General features: G+C 40.0%; 12 protein-coding genes and 1 tRNA gene. 9 read left to right on the top strand and 4 right to left on the bottom strand.

Translation table 11 applies throughout. From position 1 onward, the window contains the following. The first annotated feature begins 72 nt into the window (after positions 1–72). The 6 genes from WAA15_RS17580 (at position 73) to WAA15_RS17555 (ending at position 15,499) form a co-directional block, all read left to right on the top strand. Positions 73–504, top strand: a complete 432-nt coding sequence (locus WAA15_RS17580; RefSeq protein WP_337044130.1) for a VOC family protein — start codon at positions 73–75, stop codon at positions 502–504. A 91-nt stretch (positions 505–595) separates the two neighbouring features. After that, positions 596–805, top strand: coding sequence for a hypothetical protein (locus WAA15_RS17575; protein WP_337044128.1), 210 nt, complete (start codon positions 596–598; stop codon positions 803–805). Between the two features lie 386 nt (positions 806–1,191). After that, positions 1,192–11,283, top strand: coding sequence for an SdrD B-like domain-containing protein (locus WAA15_RS17570; RefSeq protein ID WP_337044126.1), 10,092 nt, complete (start codon positions 1,192–1,194; stop codon positions 11,281–11,283). 304 nt (positions 11,284–11,587) lie between these two features. Then, positions 11,588–12,610, top strand: coding sequence for a PorP/SprF family type IX secretion system membrane protein (locus WAA15_RS17565; protein ID WP_337044124.1), 1,023 nt, complete (start codon positions 11,588–11,590; stop codon positions 12,608–12,610). A 129-nt stretch (positions 12,611–12,739) separates the two neighbouring features. Then, positions 12,740–15,235 carry an OmpA family protein gene (locus WAA15_RS17560; protein ID WP_337044122.1) on the top strand — a complete coding sequence of 832 codons (2,496 nt, stop codon included), beginning with the start codon at positions 12,740–12,742 and terminating at the stop codon, positions 15,233–15,235. 190 nt (positions 15,236–15,425) lie between these two features. Continuing rightward, positions 15,426–15,499: transfer RNA gene (locus WAA15_RS17555), tRNA-Ile, on the top strand. A gap of 49 nt (positions 15,500–15,548) precedes the next feature. Here WAA15_RS17555 and WAA15_RS17550 read toward each other — a convergent pair. Beyond that, positions 15,549–16,382, bottom strand: a complete 834-nt coding sequence (locus WAA15_RS17550) for a universal stress protein (protein ID WP_337044121.1) — start codon at positions 16,380–16,382, stop codon at positions 15,549–15,551. Positions 16,383–16,553: 171 nt separating this feature from the next. Here WAA15_RS17550 and WAA15_RS17545 point away from each other — a divergent pair, with 171 nt between their 5' ends. After that, positions 16,554–17,381 (top strand): class I SAM-dependent methyltransferase, encoded by an 828-nt coding sequence (locus tag WAA15_RS17545; protein ID WP_337044120.1) that lies wholly within the window; start codon positions 16,554–16,556, stop codon positions 17,379–17,381. 112 nt (positions 17,382–17,493) lie between these two features. Continuing rightward, positions 17,494–17,703, top strand: coding sequence for a hypothetical protein (locus WAA15_RS17540; RefSeq protein ID WP_337044119.1), 210 nt, complete (start codon positions 17,494–17,496; stop codon positions 17,701–17,703). Between the two features lie 15 nt (positions 17,704–17,718). Here the strand turns inward: WAA15_RS17540 and WAA15_RS17535 are convergent, their stop codons facing one another. The 3 genes from WAA15_RS17535 to WAA15_RS17525 form a co-directional block, all read right to left on the bottom strand. Next, entirely contained in the window at positions 17,719–18,663 is a 945-nt protein-coding gene (locus WAA15_RS17535) for an AraC family transcriptional regulator (RefSeq protein WP_337044118.1), read from the bottom strand. A gap of 167 nt (positions 18,664–18,830) precedes the next feature. After that, a complete protein-coding gene (locus WAA15_RS17530; protein WP_337044117.1) occupies positions 18,831–19,136 on the bottom strand; it encodes a DUF3817 domain-containing protein in 306 nt (101 codons plus the stop codon). A gap of 11 nt (positions 19,137–19,147) precedes the next feature. Next, complete coding sequence (locus WAA15_RS17525; protein ID WP_337044116.1) at positions 19,148–19,591, bottom strand: hypothetical protein; 444 nt, start codon at positions 19,589–19,591, stop codon at positions 19,148–19,150. Positions 19,592–20,033: 442 nt separating this feature from the next. Between WAA15_RS17525 and WAA15_RS17520 the strand changes: the two genes are divergently transcribed. Next, positions 20,034–24,197: a two-component regulator propeller domain-containing protein gene (locus tag WAA15_RS17520; protein WP_337044115.1), complete on the top strand. Its 4,164-nt coding sequence runs from the start codon at positions 20,034–20,036 to the stop codon at positions 24,195–24,197. Positions 24,198–24,232: the final 35 nt, after the last annotated feature.

Below are 24,232 nucleotides of genomic sequence, written 5' to 3'. Positions count from 1 at the left end.
TCAGCACCTGTACAACCAGAATTTGTTCCTTAATTTTGTTCTGTTCATTCATCATTAAATTTTTCATAAGCAATGACAAAAATCAGCACATATCTCAATTTTGCTGGTAAAACCGAAGAGGCTTTCAGGTTTTACAGGTCTGTTTTTGGTGGAGAATTTACGTGGCTTCAGCGTTTCAAAGATACACCCGAAGGCCTAACCTTGTCGGCAGAAGAGCAGGAAAAAATAATGTATATCGCTTTACCCATTGGTAAAACCGATACCCTGATGGGAACTGACGCGCTGGAATCGCAGGGTTTTTCGTTGATTCAAGGCAATAGCCAACATATTTTTGTTGGTACCGGAAGCGAAACCGAAGCTAAAAATCTGTTTGAGGGCTTATCGGCGGGCGGCAAAATAACCATGCCTTTAGAGGAAACCTTCTGGGGTGCCTATTTTGGCACCTGTATCGACAAATTCGGCATTAACTGGATGATAAGCTACGACTTCAATCAGCCCGCTTAGCTAAGTACCTGATTATCAATTATTTTCAACTATACATTTGTTTGTTTTATAACAAAGGTTTATCAGTTATTTATTAATAGAAATCAATACTATGGTAGAGGTTTTTAAAACAAATATTCAGGAAAGAAATCAAGCTGTTTTACTTTTTGAGAAACTCAGACAGCAATTTCCCCTACTCAAAATTAGCTTTGATCTGGACGACTGTGATAGAATTTTGCGGGTTGAAGGAGAAGGTTTTTCTAATGAGCGCATCATTAAACTTATCACAATAAACGGCTATCAGTGCCAGATACTTGAATAAAAATAAAACGCTGTCAGAATATTCTCTGATAGCATTTTATTTTTACGGTCTACATTTTATCTTTGCTTTTACAAGTTTTCTTCGAACTGCCTATGCTTTGAAAAATATGTTTTTTCAAAGATATATTTTTTACGACATCCTTTTTTTTCTGAGATTGACCTATCCCGTACCAAAAAAATTGGCACAATTTTAGCGAAATATCAAATTTCGCATAGAAAATTATGCCATAAATTATGCTATTGCTGATAATATCAGCAAAAACCCGATTTAACTGTGATACGCTGTAAAAAACTTTGGCACAATTTTAGATCCTATATATCTGATTATAGTAAGCTATTGTGTGGAATTAACCCAATTAGTAAAGTGAATATTAAAAATATTTGCAGATGAGACATATCTTTACCACAAACAAGCGAGAGAGTTTTTTAAAAAATATTTCTACACCAAATAACGTTTTGCTACTTCTTAAGAAGCTGAGTGGTATTGCTGGTTTCTATTTTAGAAAAATAGCTCAGGAGTTTACCCATAAAACACCCGAGGCCATCTCTTTTGAAAACTCATTGACAGCTAATGTCATGGAAAATAACGAAAACCCGCAACAAGAACGCTTAGCTGCTTCACAGGCTGATGCCCTTAGCCAGTTGTATAATATCAGAGCTAAGCTAGAGCCAAGCCAAAGTACTACTACTGTTAATACCAGTAGTTCTACTAAAAAATACCAGATAGCCAGCCTATATGACGACAAAGCCAAAGAATGGGTACCACATATTACTACGGAAATATATACTGATAAAGGAGGGTATAGAGAAGAAGAACCCTCACCCAAGCCATCTTTGTTTAAAGGTGTAGCAACAACAATTCTGTTGATGCTTTTTTCTGTTTTAGGGGTATTTGCCAATAAAGCAGCTTCGGTTGATTTATCGTTACGAAGCGAGATTGACAACGCAGTTCCGGCTTTAGGAGCTACTATCAAATACAAACTCTGGTTAAAAAATCAAGGAGCTACTACGGCCACTACAATTGTTGTAAAAGATAATTTCCCGATTTCGGGTGCTACACTCAATACACACTCAGGCGGGGCAAACTTTACTTATAATGCAGGTACAGGCGAGGGGTTATGGAGTGTTTCCAGCTTAAGCCCTGGAGACTCTGTAAGCCTTGAGCTAGTAGGCAAAGTTACGCAAAGAGGCGTATTTTTTAATATAGCCGAAATTACCTCTATCAATGCCGCCGATACCGACAGCGACTCAACTCCAAATAACGGCAATTTAACAGAAGACGACATTACTACCAGTTGTTTTTCTGTGCCGCTTTATATCTATACTGGTGAGCAATATACCGTTTTTGTGCCTGCGCCTTATAAATATGGCACAACTATTCAATGGTACAGAAATGGGGTAGCTATTAACAACACCACTACCGAAGCCGTAGTAAATGCCGATACCTCACTGACAATAAAAGCCGTAGGTAATTATACATTCACTACAAACGTAGGTAGTTGTGCAGGACAAGGCTGCTGCGCCATACAGGTTATTCAGGGCCCTTATGGAAGCATTGGAGATTTTGTGTGGAAAGATAAAAATGACAATGGCATTCAGGATGCCGGAGAAGTAGGCATAAAAGATGTTATTTTGGAACTTTATACTGTCAATTCGAAAAGTCAGGTATCAGGCACTCCAATTCAGAAAGATACAACCGATGCAAATGGAATGTACCTTTTCCAGAATTTACTTTCAGGCGATTATGTGGTGAAGATAACTGCTAATAAATTATCGGACACCCTGAGGGTTTCAAAAAAGAAAGATGCTGGTACGGATGACACAAAAGATAACGACTTTAGTTCTGCCACGTTTTACTCACATAAAATTACGATTAACGTAGACTCTACGGGTATCTTGAAAGATAACCCTAATGTTGATGCGGGACTTTATACACCAGTAGGTAGTATCGGAGATTTTGTGTGGAACGATAGCAACAATAACGGCATTCAGGATGGTGGCGAAGGCGGAGTAAGTAATGTAATTATGGAGCTATATGCGGCCAACAACACAGGCAGCCCAGTAGGTACAGCCCTTGCCAAAGACACCACCGATGGCAATGGTTTATACAAGTTTACCAACCTTGTAAAAGGAGCTTATGTGGTTAAACTTGTAACTAGCTCGTTGCCCTCAGGCAGTATTCTGAGTAGCAAGAAAGACACCGGAAGCGATGATAAAATTGATAATGACTTTGACAATACCACAGGTTTAAGCCAAAGAATTACCCTGAACCCTGATAGTGCCTCTGTGGATGCGCTCAAAAAAGATAACCTTACCATTGATGCAGCATTATATAACCCACTCGGTTCGATTGGTGACCTTGTATGGAAAGATGTTGATAACGATGGGGTTAAAGATATTGATGAAGTGGGGGTAAAAGGTGGGGTTTTACGCCTTTATGCTGCCGATTCAAACGGCATACCAACAGGTGGTATCTTACAGACAGATACTACTGACGCAAACGGGCTTTACCTGTTCAGTAATCTTACACAAGGCAATTATGTTGTTCAGGTAGTAAAAACATCGTTACCTACGGGAGTTGTTATTTCTGATATGATTGACAAAGGCGGAAATGATAATACAGATAGTGATTTTGACTCCGTAACGGGCAATTCGGCCAAAATAAGTATTGACCCTACTGTGGTCGATAAAAAAGATATTCTGACTATTGACTGCGCTTTGTATGAACCAGTGGTTTGCCCTACGCTTACGGTATCTACCACAGATGCTGACCTTTGCGTGGGTGACTCAACTTACATTAAAGGTATTGCCAGCAATGGTTCGCACATAAAATGGTATTTATCTGCAGTAGGTGGTAGCCCTGTATTCACAAGCAATAGTAACGAAAACCACTTGGTATTTCCGACTACCACAACCACTTACTATGCCGAAATAGAAAGTCTTAATCCTAGTTGCCCGAATGTTCGCCAACCCGTAGTGATTGTGCTTAATGCACGTCCGTCGTTGCCATCGTGTGCTGGAGTGGTTGATGAATGTATAGGCAAAACAATTAATCTTAACGAGTACGTAATTAATGGAGCCACAACACCGGGTGGTACTTTTGAATGGCATACAACTGCCAATGAAAAATCGCCATTGGTAAGTACTCCTGCTACTGTTGGGGCAGGTACCTATTATTTATTTGAAAAATCAGGAGCAGGTTGTTTTAGCCCTCCAAGATTATTAAAAGTAAATCTTAAAAATTGCGATACGCTTATTGACTTAAGTCTGAATAAAATTGTAAGCAATTCTACCCCGTATGTAGGCGAACACATTACTTACACCATTACTATTACCAATACTGGCGCACATGGTGCAACCAACGTAGAAGTTGAAGACCAGATGCCTGCCGGTCTGGAGTTTATTACAAGCTCGTTTTTTACCAATAACAATGGTATGCTAAAAGCTAGTATTTCGAATATTGCTCCGAACCAAACCATCACACTCAATTACATAACGAAGGTTCTGACACTAGGAGACAAAATTAACTTTGCCCAGATAAGTAAAGCCGACCAGAAGGATGTTGACTCAACACCGGGGAACGCCTCTACTACTTCTGAAGATGATAACAGCAAAGTAATTATTTCGCCAAAAACAATTAGGCAAATGGCTGATTTAAGCCTGACCAAAACTGTTAATAAACCGAATCCGGTTGTTGGCGAACAGATTACCTATTACATAAATGTAGTTAACAGCGGCAATGCCAATGCTACCAATGTAGAAGTAACCGACATTGTACCAGATGGCCTTCAGGTGCTAACAGCTACCGGCGGCGATATTATGACAATTACTGGCAATAAAGTAGTAGCCAAGTTTTCGCAGATAGAGGTCGGTTATGCTGTTAATTTCCAGATTGTAGCCAGAGTAACAGGTACTTCGGGCACTATTAGAAACTCGGTACAAATTACAAAATCAGATCAGGATGACAGTGACTCAACTCCTAACAATGGTGTTGACAAAGATGAAGACGACGATGATAGTGTAGATATTATTATTAATCCGGCGGTATGTAATCCGGTGGTTCCACTAATTGCTTGCTCTAATCCATTTATATGCACAGGCGAAAGCGTAACCATGACAGCCATCGGCTGTAACGGAACAATTGTGTGGTCGACGGGTGCTACGGGTAATGTTATTACTATTACTCCGGGTTCTACCAATACATATACAGCCGTTTGTAAAGTTACTGATATTTGTATCAGTGCGGCTTCAAACCCTATTACAGTAGTAGTTAACGCTATTGCACCGCCATTAATCAGTTCTAATGCGGCCAGTATTTGTGTAGGCGGCAGTGCTATTTTAACATCTAGCGGATGCTCAGGACAAACAATCTGGTCAACTGGCACTACTGCTTCAAGCATTACGGTATCGCCTACTGTTGCAACCCAGTATACAGCTTTCTGTAAAACCAGTACGTGTATCAGTGCCCAATCGAATCCGGTTACTATTAATGTAGGTGGCTCACTTACCCCTCCGGTTATTTCGGCTAATAAAACTACGGTTTGCCCGGGTAATTCAGTTACGCTTACTTCAAGCAATTGTGCAGGAAGCCTTAGCTGGTCGAACGGTATGAGCGGTAGCAGCATTACTTTTGTACCAGACTCAACAAAATCATATACAGCTACCTGCTCAAGTGTAGGTTGTGGCAGTCAGGTAAGCAATACGCTGAAAGTAACGGTGTCGTCGTCAGTTGGTACACCAGTCATCAGTGCCGATAAAGTTAATGTCTGCGCAGGTAGTAATGTTAACCTGAGTGTTACAGGTTGCAATGGCAACATAAGTTGGTTTAACGGGGTGAATAGTCCGTTTATAGCGGTTTCTCCTGCTACAACCACTACTTATACTGTTACCTGCTCGTTTGGCGATTGTAGCGTAACGGCCTCGAAAGTAGTTAACGTGCTGCCTTTACCATCGGCTCCGATTCTTACCAGTGCCAAAAACAATATTTGTTCTGGCGAGTCGGTCATTCTTACAGCTAATAACTGTAATGGTTCTATCAGTTGGAGCAATGGTGCCACAACATTTACTGTAACGGTAAATCCGACAATTACAACTACGTATACAGCCATTTGTAATATTGGGGGTTGTAACAGTGTTTCGTCAGCACCGCTTACTGTTAATGTATCCAATTCAGGCACTACTATTGTTGCGTCTAAAGATTCTATTTGTGTAGGTAGTTCGGTACTTCTGACAGCTTCTGGCTGTTCGGGTAACTTAAGCTGGAGTACAGGTAGTACTGCAAGTGCTATCACTGTAAGCCCAACTACTACTACTAATTATACTGTAACTTGTGCGGCTTCAAGCTGTAACGGAACGGCATCTAAAACAATAAATGTAAATGCTCAGGTAGCTACTCCACCTGTTATTTCGGCTTCATCAACTAATCTGTGTCAGAGTGGCAATGTCACTTTAACGGCTACGGGTTGTAATGGTACAGTTGTATGGTCGAATATGCAAACAGGCACAAGCATTACTGCAAATGTAACCAGCACCAGTGTATTTGCTGCTGCTTGCCGCATAGGCGACTGCGAAAGCGGAAAATCAAATAGTATTACCGTTAATGTAGGCAAATTCGGTAAACCTGTAATTACTACCAGCCAGCCGGTTATTTGTACCAGCGATGGCGCAACACTTACTGCCACAGGCTGTGAGAGCGTTACCATCTGGTCGAATGGCCTTACCGGAAGTTCTATCACTGTAAAACCTGTTACTACTACCGATTACACTGCAGTGTGTAAGTCGGCACAAGGTACTTGTACCAGCGATGAGTCAGACAAAATAACAATTACGGTTACGTCACAACCTGACGCGCCAATTATTGCCTGCACGTGTGCAAGACCAAGAATATGTAAAGGCGATACCCTCACATTAAAAGCATTGGGTTGTAGTGGTACTTTTGTTTGGTCGACAGGCCAGACAACCTCTTCAATTGTTGTAAGCCCACAGGAAACACAGGTTTATACAGTTATCTGTAAACTTGGTTCTTGCGAGAGTGCGCCATCGGCAGCAGCTACCGTAAACGTAGGCAGTCCGGCTCCGCCATTGATTAGCTGTAAAAAACCGCAAATCTGTAATGGCACTTCTACTCAATTAGAAGGAGCAGGCTGTGTAGGCACCGTTAAGTGGTCTGACGGCCAAGTGGGCGCAATTATTAACGTATCGCCAAGTGCTGTTACCAGTTATTGGGCTGTTTGCGACGCAGGCAAATGCCAAAGTGAAAAATCTAATACCATTACAGTGCAGGTAACAGGTTCAGGGCTACGCAAGCCTACTACTAAAGACCTAGTGAATGTATGCCCTTATACACATGTTGATTTAACCACAGGTGTAACAAGTGCATTGTCGTCTCAGGGTGGAACATTCGTATTCCGTAAAGGCAACAGCCCTGACTCTGCTCTGGTAGCCACCCCATCGTCGGTCGGAACAGGCACCTACTATGTATTTGAAAAAGCAGGTAACGGCTGTTTCAGCGAGGGTAGCAGAATTAATGTTCAAATTACAACCTGTAATAACATATCATGCACCAATAATCCGGCAACGGCTCAGGCAGGGAAAGACACCAGTATTTGTGTGAGTTCGGATTTCTATCCACTGAAAGGCCGTATAGGAGGAGCTGCACAAAGTGCCAGATGGCTAGCAGATGGCAATGGTACATTCGATAACTCGCTTAGCCTGACTGCAAAATATTATTATACAAAAGAAGATATAGCCAGAGGCTATGTTAATTTCAAGCTAATTACGAACGACCCTGATGATAACGGGCCATGTAAGGCAGATACCTCTGCGTTTAAACTAAGCCTTAGAGGTGTGTCTGTGGTGCCTGCTATTCAGCCAAACAGATCACCCAATATCTGCGCCGGCGACTCTGTTATTCTCACTATTCAGGATACTGGTCGTTACCTCTGGAGCACTGGCGATACTACCAAGAGTATCGTAGTAAAAACCGCAGGTACTTATTCGGCCAAGTTACTCAATACACAGGGTTGTGCGTCGCTTAGCTCCAATAGCATAGCAGTTTCTGTAAATAATGCCATAGCTGCACCAACAGTTATAAGCCCAATCAAAAACGCTTGTCCGGCTACTACTGCTGACCTGACTAATGCCATTACTAGTACCCCAAGAACTCAGGGAGGTGTATTCGAGTTCCATACAGCAGCCAGCAAAAGCTCGCCTTTATTGGCAAATGCCTCATCGGTGGGTGCCGGCACCTATTATGTACTTGAAAAGAGTCTGACAGGCTGTTATAGCCCAACTTCTCCTATCGTTGTTACAATTGATAATTGTACTACTCCGCCAGTAGATACGGCCAAAGTTGAACTAGGCATTGTTATTACAGGTTCGAAAGTAGAATTACAGGTTGGTGACCCAATTGTGTATACCATTACAGTTACTAACAACACCGTACATACAGCCACAAATGTGCATATAACCAACATTCTACCAAAAGGAATTACTATTACTTCGGCTACGCCAGGGCTGACGGCCTTTGGCACCGACTCTCTGATTAGCGTAATCGGTACATTCCCGGGGGGAGCTGTTAAAACTTATACTTATACCGCTATCACCAATAAGGCTGGTATCATCAGTAATATAGCAAAAATCACTAAACTCGATCAGGTAGACCCAATTCTGAGTAATAATACGAGCCAATGGGACATCAAGTGTAGCACCTGTCAGGAAACCTGCGTTGGTATGTCTCTGGCTGCTGATACAACACGTCAGTCGAATGGTAGTTATAACGTTACCTTCCGCGCTTTCCTTGAAAGTTGCGGTAACGTAAAACTTGAGCAAGTAAAAATTACAGAAGACCTATCAACAATGTTTGGTGCGCCAGTTACTTATACTATCGTACAAAAACCAACAGTAGGTACAGGCAGTAAGCTCATTCCTAACGATGCCTTCAATGGCTCGTCGGATACAAACCTTACTATTCCGGCTGGTAGTGTACTCGAAGCAGGTTTGGTTGATACCGTAAAATTTGTAGTAAACATTGTTCCTAATGGTAGCGAGGGGCCATTTAGTACCAACGCTATTGTTTCAGCCAAAGGCAATACAGTTTTCGGAATCCAGCAAAGTGCATCCGATGTATCAAATAATGGTATTTACATTAATAAATCAAGTGCTGAACCAACTGTTATCAGGCTTTATAAGAGCCCAAGTATTGGTCTTGCTAAGATTGTGCTCGATACCGTTCAGAAAGCCAATGGCTCTTATGATGTAACTTATCAGTTCCTGATTAAAAATAATGGAGCTTTACCTCTAACCAATGTTGTGCTGAATGATACCCTATCTAAAGTATTCAAATCACCGGCAACATTCAGCGTGTTAAACTCTCCGGTTAGAAATACTAGCAGCCAGTTGGTAATTAACAGTGCCTTTAACGGTAGCACAGATACCCGCCTGACTCTCTCAGGAAGTACATTAGCAGTAGGTAAAACGGATACTATCCGATTTACAGTTAATCTGCACCCCGATACCCTGAAATTGTTTGCCAATACGGCTGTTATCAATGCCTCGGGTACTTTGGCTAATAGTACAACCGAAAATGTAAAAGAGTTGTCGAATGCAGGTACAAATCCTGATGCACCGGGCAATAACCCAACTAATCTGAATCTGGATACCGGCGGCATGAGTTCAATTGAAATTCCATGTATCGGCATTGCCTTATATGTAAAAGATACTGTCCGACAAGCTAACGGAAGCTATAATATTACTTTCCATTCTATCATCAAGAATTGTGGTAACCTGACGTTGTCGAACATACAGTTGTGCGATACCTTGCTTAACACATTCCCATCGCCTGTGGAAGCTTCAATTGCTCAGGCACCAACAGTAAGTGCCGGAAGCCAGTTAGCACCTAATAGCAGCTATAATGGTGCAAGTAATTCGTGCCTGCTTCTAAGTACCAGCACTATTGCCCCCGGGAAAGTTGACACAGTAAAATGGGTTGTTAATGTAAAACTTAATGGCAACAAGGGACCGTTTAAAAATACCGTTATTGTGTCGGGCAAAACCCCAGGTGGTATAACTATCAGCGATGTTTCTAACGATGGAGTCAATCCAAATCCTGAGGGAAGCACCCCAACAATCATTAATTTCAATGTATTGCCTGAGGCCATGATAGGTATTGCCAAACAAGCCAGCACACCTGTGAAAGTAAGTGACAAAACCTATGACATTACCTTTAAGTTTAAAGTTAAAAACTATGGTAATACTGACTTCACCGGAGTACAGGTACAAGATAATCTGGCTGTAACCTTTGGCGATAGCGTGAGAATTGATTCGGTAAATGTAATAGCTGATGCGGGCTTTGTTGTAAATAGTAACTACACTGGCAGAGGCGACCTGATTCACCTACTGGTAGACTCAACGAGTACGCTTCCTAAAAATACAAGTCGTGAAATAACTTTGTTTGCTCGTATTACGCTGGCAACTCAGTCACTAATAAATTTCTCGAATCAGGCATTAGCTATTGGTAGATATCCGCTTAACAAAACTACCGACGACTTATCGACCAATGGTTTAGACCCAGACCCTGATGGCAACGGAACACCAAAAGATAATAGTTTGGCTACACCTATCATTCTGAATGATAATGTAAATCCGAATCCGACAGGCCCTACCCCACTAGGTATAGCCAAAATGGCAAAACTGGATACTGCACAGAACGCCGACGATACATATAATTTATCTTATACTGTTATAGTGAAAAATTATGGTTCACGTCCACTAAGCAATATTCAGTTAAGAGACAGCCTTGAAACCGTCTTCGCCGATAGTACCGAGTTTATTATTTCTGCGCCAATTACAGTTAGTGCCGGAAGCAAACTCAAGCTAAACGAAGATTTTAACGGAAGAAACAATATTAATATGCTGGTGGCAGACAGCAGCACACTAGCCCCTGGCGCAAGTGATACCCTGATGATTAAACTCAGGATATTAACACAGAAGAAAGGAAATGCTATCTTTACTAATACCATATATGGCACGGCTAAAGATACCACAGCTACGGTAACGGATATGTCGCAGGCGGGAATGAATCCAGACCCTGACGCAGACGGTAACCCCGGCAATAATAATATACCAACCTTGGTGAGGCTTGGAGAAGGCAGCGGAGAACCACCAGTGCTTGATTCTCTGGCCATTGTTCCAGAAGGTTTCTCTCCGAACCACGATGGTGTAGGCGACAAGTTTGTTATTAAAGGTGTAAACAACACTACTCGTAACGCCAAGATATATATATATAACCGTTGGGGAACTTTAATTTATAAAAATGAAGATTTTGGCAAGTCTGACGGATGGGACGGTATAGCTAACAATGGCCTTATGGTTCTTAATAAAGTACAGGAAGTTCCTGACGGCACCTACTATTATGTACTTATAGTAGATGATTTATGGAACGGCAAACCACAGATTGGTTTCATAAGTGTTGTAAGATAGAATAGCAAAGGTTAATTTACCTTCTGGCATAGGAGGTAAATTAACTTCGCAAATAAGTAAGTTAAAGGGTTTTAAAGTCTCTATCAGGTTGATAATAAGCTATTCAGCCGAAGAAGTATTTATCAGAAATAGCAAGTTTCAAAGAGTGAATTTGCCACAGGAAGCCTGAAATTTAATTATTTCATCGATAAATAAAAAAAAAATTGATAATTAAAATTCTTAATGTAACTTTGTTTTGCTATTGAGTATAAATGGGCTTAGACTAAGTTCGACAGCCGAGTCTTTACTATTAATTGAGTAAAATATGAAAAACTTTACAAATCTGAAAAGCAGGTTAGCTACGCTATTGCTCGTAGGTCTCCTATCTACCTCTTTTCACACCTTCGCACAGCAGGAAGCTATGTTTTCACAGTACATGTTCAATACAATGGCTGTTAATCCAGCTTATGCCGGTAGCCGTGATGTATTGAGCCTGACTGCGTTAGGTCGTTATCAATGGATTGGAGTTGCTGGTGCGCCAACAACTTATACCTTTTCAATGGATATGCCCATTAGCAGCGAAAAAATGGGGCTAGGATTGCAGGCATCATACGAAGGTATCGGGCTGGCCAAAAACACTGGTATCTATTTCACTTATTCTTACCGTATCAAGGTAGGGCCACGCTCAACACTCGCTTTCGGAGTTCAGGGCGGGGCGGTAAATATTCGCTGGGCTTTATCTGATGCCAAAAACGTGGGCAATGACCCCGTATTCAATGGCATGAACGACATCAATAAAATACTACCAAACGTAGGTGGAGGTCTTTATCTGAGTAACGATAAAGGCTATATAGGTATCTCATGCCCGCAAATTATACAGAATCCTCTTTCTAATTACAGTTTTACTGATAGCACCGGAAAACTCATTAAATCGAACAGCCGAACACAAAGACACTATTTCTTGATGATGGGTTTTGTAGTAGGTAAAGGCGATTTCAAAGTTAAGCCTTCTATGATGGCCAGATATACTCCGGGTGCTGGGGTTGGTTTTGATGGCAACCTGAACTTCTGGATAAAAGATAAAATTTCCTTTGGGGTTTCAGGAAGAATTGCACAATTCCAGACATTTAATCAGGATGAAGGTTTCGATGCTGTTGTTGGTATGTTAGAGCTACAATTAACTCCACAGTTCAGGCTTGGTTATGCCTACGACTTCACTACCAACAGGCTTAACGACCCTAGCAAAAAAGGTGTCGACCGCTTTATTGGTATTCCAACGCATGAAGCCATGCTCAGATATGAGTTTGGTTATGGTAAAAACAAAATCTTAACTCCAAGATATTTCTAGTAATAATCTTGATTCGGATATATTTTACAGGATGTTAGAAAAGCATTAAATGCTGTTTTGTTCTATACATCAGTGGTTTTATATGCAATCATTAAAAAAAATCTGAGTGAATTTTTAAATTCAGCAACAATGACTGTCAGGAATAAAATAATCGGAGCCATGTTCATGGCAGCCCTATTTATAGGTCGGGTACAGGCGCAGGAAGCACTGCTTAAAGCAGCCGAGCACCACTATGAAAGCCTTAGCTATATTAAAGCTATTGATGCTTTTGAAGCCGCTTTGAGCAAAAAAGGCATCACCGAACAACAAAAATTAGCCGCCAGAATTAAACTGGCCGATAGCTATAACAAAATAAAAGATACGCAAAGTGCCGAACGTGTATATCGTGAGATATTTGAAGGGAATACCGGAGATATTTCTGATGAAAAAGTAGCAGCCAGCTTAAAATATGCTCAGGTACTTGCCAGCAACGGAAAGTACAAAGAAGCACAGGAAATGTATGATAAGTACACCCGTAAGGTTGATGATGACCCCCGCGGAAAAGGATTTTCGAAACTTTATAATGATGTAAGCGTTTTGTCAAAAAATGCCAATTGCTATAAAGTTGACTACCTGTCAATCAACACAAATTCTTCAGATTTTAGTCCTTCTTACTATAAAAATGGTCTGGTTTTCGTTTCTAACCGCCGCAGCACTGTTGGTGTTCGTAGGGTATTTGGCTGGAACGACACCCCCTTTCTTGATTTATACTTTCTGGATGATATTTCGGCCATTGGCGGAAAAGCAGCCGGTTTGGGCACTGGTTCGAGCGAGGTTAAAAAACCTGCACGGCGTAGAAGTGGCGGCGGTAGCTTAGGCTCTGACGACTACACCGCTTCCACAGCCAACGACTCACGTACAATTGGAACGTATGGTGGCACCAATGTAGGGCTTGGCCTAGGCTATGGCGACAAACCCGTTACGGAGTCAGACAGAATGAGTGGGTCTATCAACTCCAAATACCATGAAGGTCCTTCGGCTTTTTTCAAAGATGGTTCACGAGTAGTCTTTACCCGTAATAACTACCTGAAAGGGAAAACAGGCAAAGGCTCTGACGGCATCATTAAACTTAAACTTTATATAGGCGAAGCCGACAAAGATGGTTGGAAAAATATTAAGGAACTTCCTTTCAATAGCAACGACTACTCAACGGGGCATCCAGCACTTTCGCCTGATGAAAAACTACTATTTTTTGCCTCAGATATGCCCGGTGGTTTTGGTGGAACCGACATTTACGTGTCTCGCTTTGATGGCAGTAGCTGGTCGCAACCTATTAATCTTGGTAAAAATATTAATACAAAAGGTAATGAAATGTTCCCTTTTGTTGATGATAAAGGGAATCTTTACTTCTCTTCTGATGGCCACGCAGGTTTAGGAGATTTAGATATTTTCTTCTCTCAATTAGATGGCATTACTCCTAAAGGGCGCGTAATTAATCTGGGTTCTCCGATTAATTCAAGCAAAGACGATTTCGGTATTCTGACCGATGGTTTCCGTAAAGCCGGTTATTTCAGTTCAAACCGTAAACGCGGCGGAGACGACGATGATATTTATAAGTTTGACCGTGAATGTGAGTTGAAAGAGGGTTGTGATTTAATTATTGCAGTGTACGACTCTGAAACCAAAATGCCTCTTGATAACACTAAAATCGTTTATGAAGATAAAGATGGTACCCTAAAAGAGAAAACTACGGATGCCGACGGTAGTGTAAAACTGGAAAGTTTAGAAGAAGACATGGAATTTACTTTCAGAGCCACGCGCGAAGGATATAACTCAAATACTGTGAGTTTCTCGACTAAGGATTGTGACAATGAACCTTCTCGTCTGGAAATCCCGATGAGCAGACCCAAACCAGCCGTTGACTCTACCACACTGGCACAGAATGGAAACAATACTACGGGGCAAACTGGCTACACAGGCAATACGCCGGGAAGCACCAATAGTACGCTACCGGGCAATAAGTGTCTGATAAAAGGTAAAGTAATGACTCAAGGTACTAACAAGGTAATTGCCGGTGTGCTAGTAACGCTACGCAACGAATGTGATAACAGTATTCAGACAGCAACTACTGATGCCACGGGTTCATATCAATTCCAAGTAGTAGAAGGTTGTGATTATACCGTAGAAGGAACTAAAGATAATCTGGGTTCAAAAGGCAAACGGATTCGTCGTTTGAGTTGTAAAAATGGCAACGTTACTGCTGACATCTATATGTTTAGTACTGGTGATGTAGTGCAGGTTGATAATATTTATTTCGAATATGGTAAATATAATCTACGCCCTGACGCCAGAGCCGGACTAGACAAACTGGTATCGCTGATGAGACAGTACCCTAATATGAAAGTTGAACTTCGTGCGCATACTGACTGCCGTTCTGAGGCCGATTTCAACCAGACATTATCTGATAATCGTGCTAAAAACTCGGCCAATTATCTATTCAAGAGAGGTATCAGCCGTAGCCGTGTAGAATACCGTGGATACGGCGAAAGTATGCCTGTAAACGGATGTTCGGACGGCGTAAATTGTACAGAGGAACAACACGCACAAAACCGCCGTACAGAGATAAAAATCTTACAGATGAATTAATAACAATACAATAATTGAGCAACAAAGCCACCCTTTAAACAGGTGGCTTTGTCGCTATAATCGGGTCTTTGTAGTGCCTGTTTATTCATATTTTTCTCACCTACCCTAACTTTATTAATCAGTTTTATAATTTTTCTTTGAATTTTATTTGTTAATTCTTACTTTTGCAGCACAAAACCAAAAGGTTTTAGGGCCTATAGCTCATTCGGTTAGAGCAACTGACTCATAATCAGTAGGTGCCTGGTTCGATCCCAGGTGGGCCCACTAAAACAAAAAACACGCTATGAAAGCGTGTTTTTTGTTTTTCTACTCATTACTCCCCCATATCATAAACTAGCAGCGGAATATCTGTCTTGTTAATAATTGTTTTCGATTTTCCCGGATTAATCAATTCTGAAAGAAAACTATGGTGATGACGGGCCACTACCAGCAAATCAGCCTTATGTGTATGCGCCGCATTCAATAATCCCTCGCTTACCTGTTCAGCTTTAATAGTCGAAAAAGTAAACTTCTCCTTAGCAAAATTTTTCTCAATATCTTTTAGCAATTGTTTGTCATCCTGAACATCCAGTTCAAAATCAACATTTACTTTAATTAGCTCCACTTTTGCTTTAAAAGTATCTGCCCACTCAAAAACCTTGGCTAATACCTCTTTTTCTTCCGACTCAAGTTCAGTTCCATAAATAATTTTTCTGAACGAAGGTGCAGGGCTATTCACAGGCACAACCAAAACCGGAATATTCACGTTATCAACTACATGTAGAGCTGTATTCCCGATGAGCCTGTTAAAGAAAGAGGTATCTGGTGTTTTACCCACAACAATCAGGTCGGCGTTTTTTTCTTTAGCAAAAGCAGCAATGCCTGACGACAAACTACCTACTACAAGTTCTCTTTGCGCTTTAACTTGTTTGTCTTTCAGCGAATCTACTATTTTATCCAGTTGTTCTTCAAAAGATTTTATCATTTCTTCCTGCAAGGTCGAAGGAGCCACAGTATCATAAGCCAGATTGGGGTCAATCGAAACCACCGGAAAATACGCATGAATTACCAGTAATTCGGCTTTCCATTGCTGAGCCAGAAATGTAGCATATACTAACGCGCTATCTGAGTTTTCAGAAAAATCAGTCGCTATAACGATTTTTTTCATTGGTTTGCTTATTAAAAGTTATGTATCAATAAAGTTAGTAAAAGTTTGTGCTCCTTATAGCAATTCAATATTAATTCTATATAAAGTTTAGTGGCTTATATTTTTTAATTTTGCAGAGCGTCAACTATATATAAGCAAAATAAGCACCTTACAGTTTTATATTTTTTTATAATGAACACCGAAAAACTTATCAGCCCTGAAATAGAAAATTTTTATACCCAGACCTCAGAAGAAGCAAGATTACAGCTTGGTTTAGGGCCGCTAGAATTTGAACGGAATAAAGACCTTATACAAAGGTACTTGCCAAAAGCGGGTAAAGGCATTGTTGTGGATGTTGGTGGCGGGCCGGGTATCTATTCTGAATGGCTAGCTAAACTTGGCTATACTGTTCATTTAATTGACCCCGTTCCGAAGCATATCAAGCAAGCAACCAAACGAGCAAACGCCCTTAAAAAACCTTTTAAAGCCACATTAGGTGAAGCTCAACAACTGGCTTTTGCAGATGAGTCGGCCGATATTGTCATTCTGCATGGACCTTTATACCATTTGCAAGACAAACAGGCAAGACTCAAAGCCATTATTGAGGCCAAACGCGTTTTAAAGAAAAACGGTATTATACTTGGTTTTGCCATTAACTACGCGGCCTCTACTATTGCAGGTTTACTCAATGGCTTTATGCACGAGCCTGGCTTTTTAGATATGTGCAAACGAGAGCTTTTATCGGGTATACATACACCTCCGGCAAGTATGCCGGGTTCATTAGCCGAAGCTTATTATCATAAACCCACACAACTGATAGAAGAATTTAAAGAAGCAGGCATCGAATTTATTAATATTTATGCCGTTGAGGGGCTGGTGTGGCTTGATAAAAAGTATTTTGAAAGCCGCGCTGACGCTTCAAAAAAGCAGGCTTTAACAGATTTGTTAAGCATTACGGAAAACGATTTGTCGCTTTTAGCCTTAAGCCCACACATGATGATAGCCGCCAGAAAAATATGATTTTAAGTTAATATGCCCCTAATATAGCCAGCAAAATAAATAACAGGCTTATTTCGGGCTTTCGATGAATTTGTAATTATATTTGGTAACAATACTTAAACCTTACCTTGTAATGCCTAATATTAAGAATTTTCGTGCTTTTCTGATGAAGCAACAAAAAGATGAGCCTACGTTTTCGCTAAGTGGAATTGAAGAAAAACTCGAATTACCGAGCCTACTACTCCAACATTTTTTGAAAGGGAGAAAAGATTTAGGACCACATACCGAAAAGGTTATTGAGTTTTTTTCCTCAATTGGTTACGACGACAACACCCCTTATTAAATAAACTATATTCGTTCAAATGCCTATTGCCTTCCGAAATTCAGAAGGGCTGATACCCTCATATTTTTTAAAAAGTCGGCTAAAATAAGATTGGTCAAGCAAGCCAACTTCGGCGGCTATTTCGCTGATAGATAAATTGCTTTGATAAAGCAATACTTTTGCTTCTAATACAATGGTTTCATCAATCCATTTGGTAGGCGATTTGCCTGTGGCAGCTTTAACCGATTTATTCAGATGATTTGCCGTAATATTCAACAAAGAAGCGTAGTCGCTTACCAGATGTTTGGTTCTGATGTGGCTAAACAACAACTCTCTGAATCTGTTGGAAATACCCATTGTCTTTATTGATGACGGTCGGGCAGTAGCTTTGTCAATCAGATTTATTTCAGAAAGCAAAGCCAACAAATATGACTGAAGAAGGTCAGTGTTTTTTAAACCATTGTCAGAGTAATCTCGTAGTAATCTTTCAAGTAATTGCTCTACAAAGCCTGAAATTTGCCTACCTAAAGTAATTTTGGGGTTACCCCAAACCCTCAAAAATTCAAAATCTTTCAGCAAGTCTTTTTTAGCCAACCTGCCTATGATAAAATCATCATGAAAGTTAAAGAGGTATCCTTTATTAATATCAAGGTTATCAAAAGAAAAAACCTGCCCTGCTGCTACTACCAGACATTCGTCTTTAACAATCCGATAGGTTTCGCTACCTATTTTCATGATGGCTTCACCTTCAGTAAGGTAAATAAATGTATGCGTTAATGTTTTTGCAGGAGGCACGGGCAATTTCATGAGCCTTATCATGTCTTCGACCCTTACAATAAAAAACTTGTCAAAACCTGATTTCAACACGGTTTCTGTTTTGTTGCCCGACTTTATGAATCTGTTCCGATAGGTTTCGGCATTATAGGTTTTTATGAGGTGTTTATCTGCCAATTGAATTGCATAGGTTTTTAAACTATACATTATTATTTTCTAAAATGTTTCTCTAACAAGCTAAAAATCTCATCAAAAGCCTTATGACCTCAATTAGCTACGTACAATGATTGTTTTGTTTTACCCTGAATTAAATAAAAACAAATACCATTGGTAGTATAATCACTAATTTTCAGAATCCAGATTCAGGCAACCATCTATTCAGTTGTATTCTGAAAAAGTTTTTTATCTGCCCAGAAAGTACCAAACGGAATAACAGAGGCCAGCAAAGCTAAAAAAGTTTTTTTCATGGCCCAGTTTTGCTCAATCTTTACCTGTATTACTGCCAGCACATACATAATGAACAGCAAACCATGCACAAGGCCAAACATTTTGTTGGGTTCGGGGTTATGAAACATATATTTCAGGGGCATAGTAATAAAAAGCAGAACCAGAAACGAGATACCTTCAACAAATGCCAGAATACGAAGCCGTCCCACTTGAGTTTTGAATAAATTCAGCATAATATTTTTGGTTAAAAATTTCTAATAAATGGTCTGAACCACGGTATTGCCATAAAAATAAGTAGCAAGGCTATTGAAAAGTAGATAACAATAGTTTTAAATTTTGCTTTATCGGTAGTAGCCCGCTTGGCAATAGAGCTTCCGACGGTCATAACCACTATTGAGGTAAACATCATAGCAATATGATAAATTCCGAAAAACCATATTTCGTGGTTTCCACCTGAGCCACTTTTTATGAAGTACCCTGTAATAGGGCTAAGCACAAAGTACAAAGTAAAGCCTATAAGTAGCTGTGTATGGCTAATACTCCCCGCAATGGTGCGTGCTATGTTATCGGTTTTAGTATAAGCTCTTTTACTGAGTAATCCTTCGATACTACGCCCGATAGTATACATTATACTTAACAGAACAAGCCAACGGAAAACAGAATGAATAGCTACAAAGGTTTCGTACATAAAGTTAGTTTTTTCATGCAAAATTATGTTCAGATGGGTATCAGGTGTTAGGATAGTTAAAGCCAAAATCAGGATTTTTCAATCATTTTTTATGAAGCTATTCTTTTTTCTCCTACCCAAAACACAATGCTAAATTCATTATCTTGCTCATAATTATGTGGCAATTATGGGCGTAATGTCTTTTTCTATCCGCTAAAATAGCAGCCAAAAAGTAAAAATAATTACAAATACTTACCAGACCCAGAAAACGCAATTTTCTCTTAGCAGTATCGGTCATTCTAATATTCTTACATCAATTGGCATTATTTTTGCTATTTTTTATAAAAAAAGTACAATCTATTTATTTTCCATTCCTGTTGAGTTATTCGTCAGAAATGCTTGCTGCAACTTTGCCTTATACATTTATAGCATTATCTTAAGATTAGTCCTAATAAACTTTATCATGGTGTATAAAACTTTATTGTCTTTCTGTTTTCTGTTATTTAATATCACAATTCAAGTTATTGGGCAAATTCCCACTCCTTCGTTCAGGCATATTTCAACCAATGACGGGCTATCTCAAGGCCATATTAGTGCTATTTTAAAAGACAAACAAGGTTTTATGTGGTTTGCTACCGACGAGGGGCTTAATAAATATAATGGATACAAATTTATTGTTTACAAACATTCGTTTGAAGATACCCTGAGCCTGAACGATAATTATCTTTATGATATTCTGGAAGACCATAAAGGCACAATATGGGTAGCTACAACCAATGGGCTGGATAAGTTTAACAGAGCTAAAGATAATTTTACTCATTTTTTTCCGGCTGATAAGCAGGTCAGTATTCGGGATATATTTCAGGATAGAAAGGAAAGAATATGGCTTGGAACTACCGAGGGTTTATATCTGATTAACCCTACTAACGGTTCTTATAAGGTTTACAGGCATCAGGATGGTAACCCAAATAGCCTGAGCAATGACTTCATATTGAGAATAACAGAAGACAGTTTCGGGAAACTCTGGCTGGCAACCAAAGAAGGGCTTAACCGTTTCGACCCTGAAACCAATGCTTTTGTACAGTATTTTAATGACCCGAAAAATCCGAAAAGTATCGGAGGAAATTACATCAAAGCCATTTACGCCGACAAGCACAACAATATCTGGGCAGGTACAATGGGTGGTGGTGTTTCAAAATTCAGTTATACTGAAAACAATTTCACTACTTTCAGGAATAACCCAAAAGACCCCTCGAGCATTGGCTATGACGATATTCTTTCGTTTATGGAAGATGAAGCCGGTAATTTATGGATTGGTACCGAAAACGGAGGAATCAGCATCTATGATTTTAAAACCAATCGTTTTCAGACTTTTACGAGCGACCCTACTGATAAAAGTACACTGAGTAATAACTCTGTTTACTGTATGTATCTGGACGAAATTGGCAATATATGGGTTGGCACTTATTCGGGAGGTATTAATTTTTATGCCAAATTTGGCAATAAATTCGCTCTATATAAGGAAGGCTCCCCGAAAAATGGACTAAAAAACAGTAGTATATTAGCCATTGCTGGTGATGACAAAGGCAATGTATGGCTAGGAACAGACGGTGGCGGGCTGAGTTATTTCAATACAGAAACTGGCACATTTACAACCTATAAAAAACAGGTATCAAACCCTAACAGCATCAATTCAGACTACGTAGTTTCGGTTATTGAAATCGAAAAAGACCTGTTAGGTGTGGGTCTTTATATGGGTGGTTTCGATTTATTTGACAAAAAAACTAAAAAATTCATTCATCATTTACCCAATAAGAAAGATACTCACAGTATTTCTTCAGAGAGTGTTTTTTCAATGTTAAAAGCAAAAGATGGAAACGTATGGCTAGGTACACTTAGTGGTGGGTTGAGTTATTATGACCGTAAAAACAATACCTTTACCAACTACTTGCACGACCCAAAAAATCCTAACAGTGTAGCATCTGACTACGTTAAAGCCTTGTACGAAGATAACAATATATTATGGGTAGGAACCGAAAACGGGCTTGATGCTTTTGACAAAACTACGAAAGAGTTCAGACATTTTGTGCATAACAGCAAAGACAAAACCAGCCTTAGCAACAATAATATTCAGGTAATAACCGAAGCCGAAGAAGGTTTCTTATGGGTAGGTACTACCGATGGCCTATGCCTGCTCAATAAAAAAACACTGAAATTCCAGACAATTACTGAAAAAGATGGCCTTCCTAACGACCTCATTAATGCCATTTTAAAAGATAAAAAAGGTAATTACTGGATAAGCACTAACAGTGGCATTACAAAGTACATACCCTCAACCAGAACGTTCAGGGCTTATGACATCTCTGATGGGCTTCAGGGAAACGAATTTAAGCCCCGTTCGGCCTATCTTACTGTTAAAGGTGAAATGTTTTTCGGAGGCCCCGATGGTTTCAATGCGTTTTATCCTGACAGCATGAAAGACAACACCTATATTCCGCCCGTACATATTACCGATTTCAAGATATTCAATAAGAGTGTACGTCTGGGCGAAAAAAATTCTCCACTCACAGAAGCTATTACAGAAACTAAAACTATTGTACTCACTCACAAGCAATCTGTTTTTACATTTGAGTTTTCGGCCTTAAACTATGTTTTATCAGGCAAAAACCAATATGCCTATATGCTCGAAGGTTTTGATAAAGAATGGAACTACATAGGCGACAGACGCACAGCTACGTATACGAATCTGGACGCCGGCACATATATATTCAGGGTAAAGGCTTCTAATAACGATGGCGTCTGGAACGAGGAGGGGACCTTTATTACCATAAAAGTACTTCCGCCTTTCTGGGAAACATGGTGGTTCAGGTTGCTTCTTAGTGCCAGTATTATTGGCCTTGCTGTGGCTTATTACAGGTATCGAGTAAGAGAGATAAAAGCATTGAACGAAAAGCTCGAAAAACAGGTGGAAATGCGTACATCACAACTACGCCAATCGACCGAAGACGAATTAAAAGCCAGACAGGAGGCCGAGAAAGCAAATCTGGCGAAGAGTATTTTTCTGGCTACAATGAGCCACGAAATCCGTACCCCTTTGAATGGTATTATAGGTATGACCTCACTGCTGGAAGAAACACCGCTGAACGAAGAACAGAAAACTTATACCGATACAATACATACCTGCGGCGAAGGCTTACTGACGGTTATAAATGATATTCTGGATTTCTCAAAAATAGAATCTGGAAATATGGAACTAGACGTGAAAGACTTTGACTTGAGGCATTGTATTGAAGAAGTGCTTGATATTTTTGCCGAAAAAGTAGCTAAATCGAACATTGATTTATTGTATCAGATTGACTGGGAAGTTCCTTTGCACATTGTTGGCGACAACCTACGTTTACGTCAGGTGCTTCTGAATCTTATTGGCAATGCCATTAAATTTACAAACAAAGGTGAAATATTTATCAGGGTGTTTCTGGCAAATACTGGTAAAAATGGTGAAGTAGAACTAGGTTTCCATGTAAAGGATACTGGCATTGGTATACCTTCCGACAAAATTGACAAATTGTTTAAGGCTTTCTCGCAGGTTGATTCTTCTACTACCCGTAAATATGGTGGAACAGGGTTAGGACTGGTAATAAGCGAAAAGCTCATCAAATTAATGGGTGGCAATATCAGTGTGAAAAGTGAGGTCGATAAAGGCACCGTATTTACGTTTACCATCAAAGCCCAGATTAGTGCTATAAAAATAGATTCTCTACCATTTAATCTGGAAATTCTTGAGAACAAGAAAGTACTTATTGTAGATGATAACCTTACTAACCTCAGTATTTTTAAAGGGCAATTGGAACAGTGGAAAATGACACCCACCCTTACACCTTCGCCCAGAGAAGCCCTGACAATTATTGAGGAGAACAACCAGTTTGATATTGTTATTACAGATATGCAAATGCCTGAAATAGACGGCGTTGAACTGGCCTTAGCTATTAAAAAATTAGCTCCCAAGCTCCCTATTATGTTGCTGAGCTCTATCTCAGATACTTTTTACAAAGAACACCCCGATTTGTTTTGCTCGGTTTTAACCAAGCCTGCCAAGCAGCATATTCTTTGCCGGAATATTCATAACCAGATTATGTCGAAAGAATATCCTGTTATAACAGAAAAAACATCAAACCCACAAAATACCCAGAAGTTATCTAATCAGTTTGCGGTAAATTATCCGATAAATATTCTGGTAGCAGAAGATTACATCATGAACCAGAAATTAGCACTCAGAATCTTAAGCAAACTGGGGTATGAGGCAGACCTAGCCGAGAATGGGCTTGAAGTACTGGAAGCTATTAAACAGAAAGAATATGATATAATACTAATGGATGTACAAATGCCAGAAATGGACGGATTAAAAGCCACCGAATGTATCAGAGAGCAGCTTATTAATCAGCCCGTTATTATAGCCATGACGGCCAACGCCTTACAGGAAAGTAGAGACGAATGCCTGAGAGCGGGCATGGACGACTACATTAGTAAGCCTATTAATCTGGAATTATTGTTAGCCATGCTTGAAAAATGGGCCAAGCTAATTATGAAGAAAATCCAGAAAGCCGTAGAATCAGATATTGTCCGATAGAAGGATACGATTACGTCGGTAGGCGCATCCTTCTA

This window comes from Emticicia sp. 17c, assembly GCF_037153985.1.
GTDB lineage: Bacteria > Bacteroidota > Bacteroidia > Cytophagales > Spirosomataceae > Emticicia.
Note: the sequence above shows the minus strand (reverse complement) of the source record. Positions and strands in the feature narration are given on the sequence as shown.

What these genes read in the sequence shown, in the direction of transcription:
- WAA15_RS17580 (WP_337044130.1), top strand. Translation starts at nt 73, where the DNA reads ATGACAAAAATCAGCACATATCTCAATTTTGCTGGTAAAACCGAAGAG.
- WAA15_RS17575 (WP_337044128.1), top strand. Translation starts at nt 596, where the DNA reads ATGGTAGAGGTTTTTAAAACAAATATTCAGGAAAGAAATCAAGCTGTT.
- WAA15_RS17570 (WP_337044126.1), top strand. Translation starts at nt 1,192, where the DNA reads ATGAGACATATCTTTACCACAAACAAGCGAGAGAGTTTTTTAAAAAAT.
- WAA15_RS17565 (WP_337044124.1), top strand. Translation starts at nt 11,588, where the DNA reads ATGAAAAACTTTACAAATCTGAAAAGCAGGTTAGCTACGCTATTGCTC.
- WAA15_RS17560 (WP_337044122.1), top strand. Translation starts at nt 12,740, where the DNA reads ATGACTGTCAGGAATAAAATAATCGGAGCCATGTTCATGGCAGCCCTA.
- WAA15_RS17550 (WP_337044121.1), bottom strand. Translation starts at nt 16,382, where the DNA reads ATGAAAAAAATCGTTATAGCGACTGATTTTTCTGAAAACTCAGATAGC.
- WAA15_RS17545 (WP_337044120.1), top strand. Translation starts at nt 16,554, where the DNA reads ATGAACACCGAAAAACTTATCAGCCCTGAAATAGAAAATTTTTATACC.
- WAA15_RS17540 (WP_337044119.1), top strand. Translation starts at nt 17,494, where the DNA reads ATGCCTAATATTAAGAATTTTCGTGCTTTTCTGATGAAGCAACAAAAA.
- WAA15_RS17535 (WP_337044118.1), bottom strand. Translation starts at nt 18,663, where the DNA reads ATGTATAGTTTAAAAACCTATGCAATTCAATTGGCAGATAAACACCTC.
- WAA15_RS17530 (WP_337044117.1), bottom strand. Translation starts at nt 19,136, where the DNA reads ATGCTGAATTTATTCAAAACTCAAGTGGGACGGCTTCGTATTCTGGCA.
- WAA15_RS17525 (WP_337044116.1), bottom strand. Translation starts at nt 19,591, where the DNA reads ATGTACGAAACCTTTGTAGCTATTCATTCTGTTTTCCGTTGGCTTGTT.
- WAA15_RS17520 (WP_337044115.1), top strand. Translation starts at nt 20,034, where the DNA reads ATGGTGTATAAAACTTTATTGTCTTTCTGTTTTCTGTTATTTAATATC.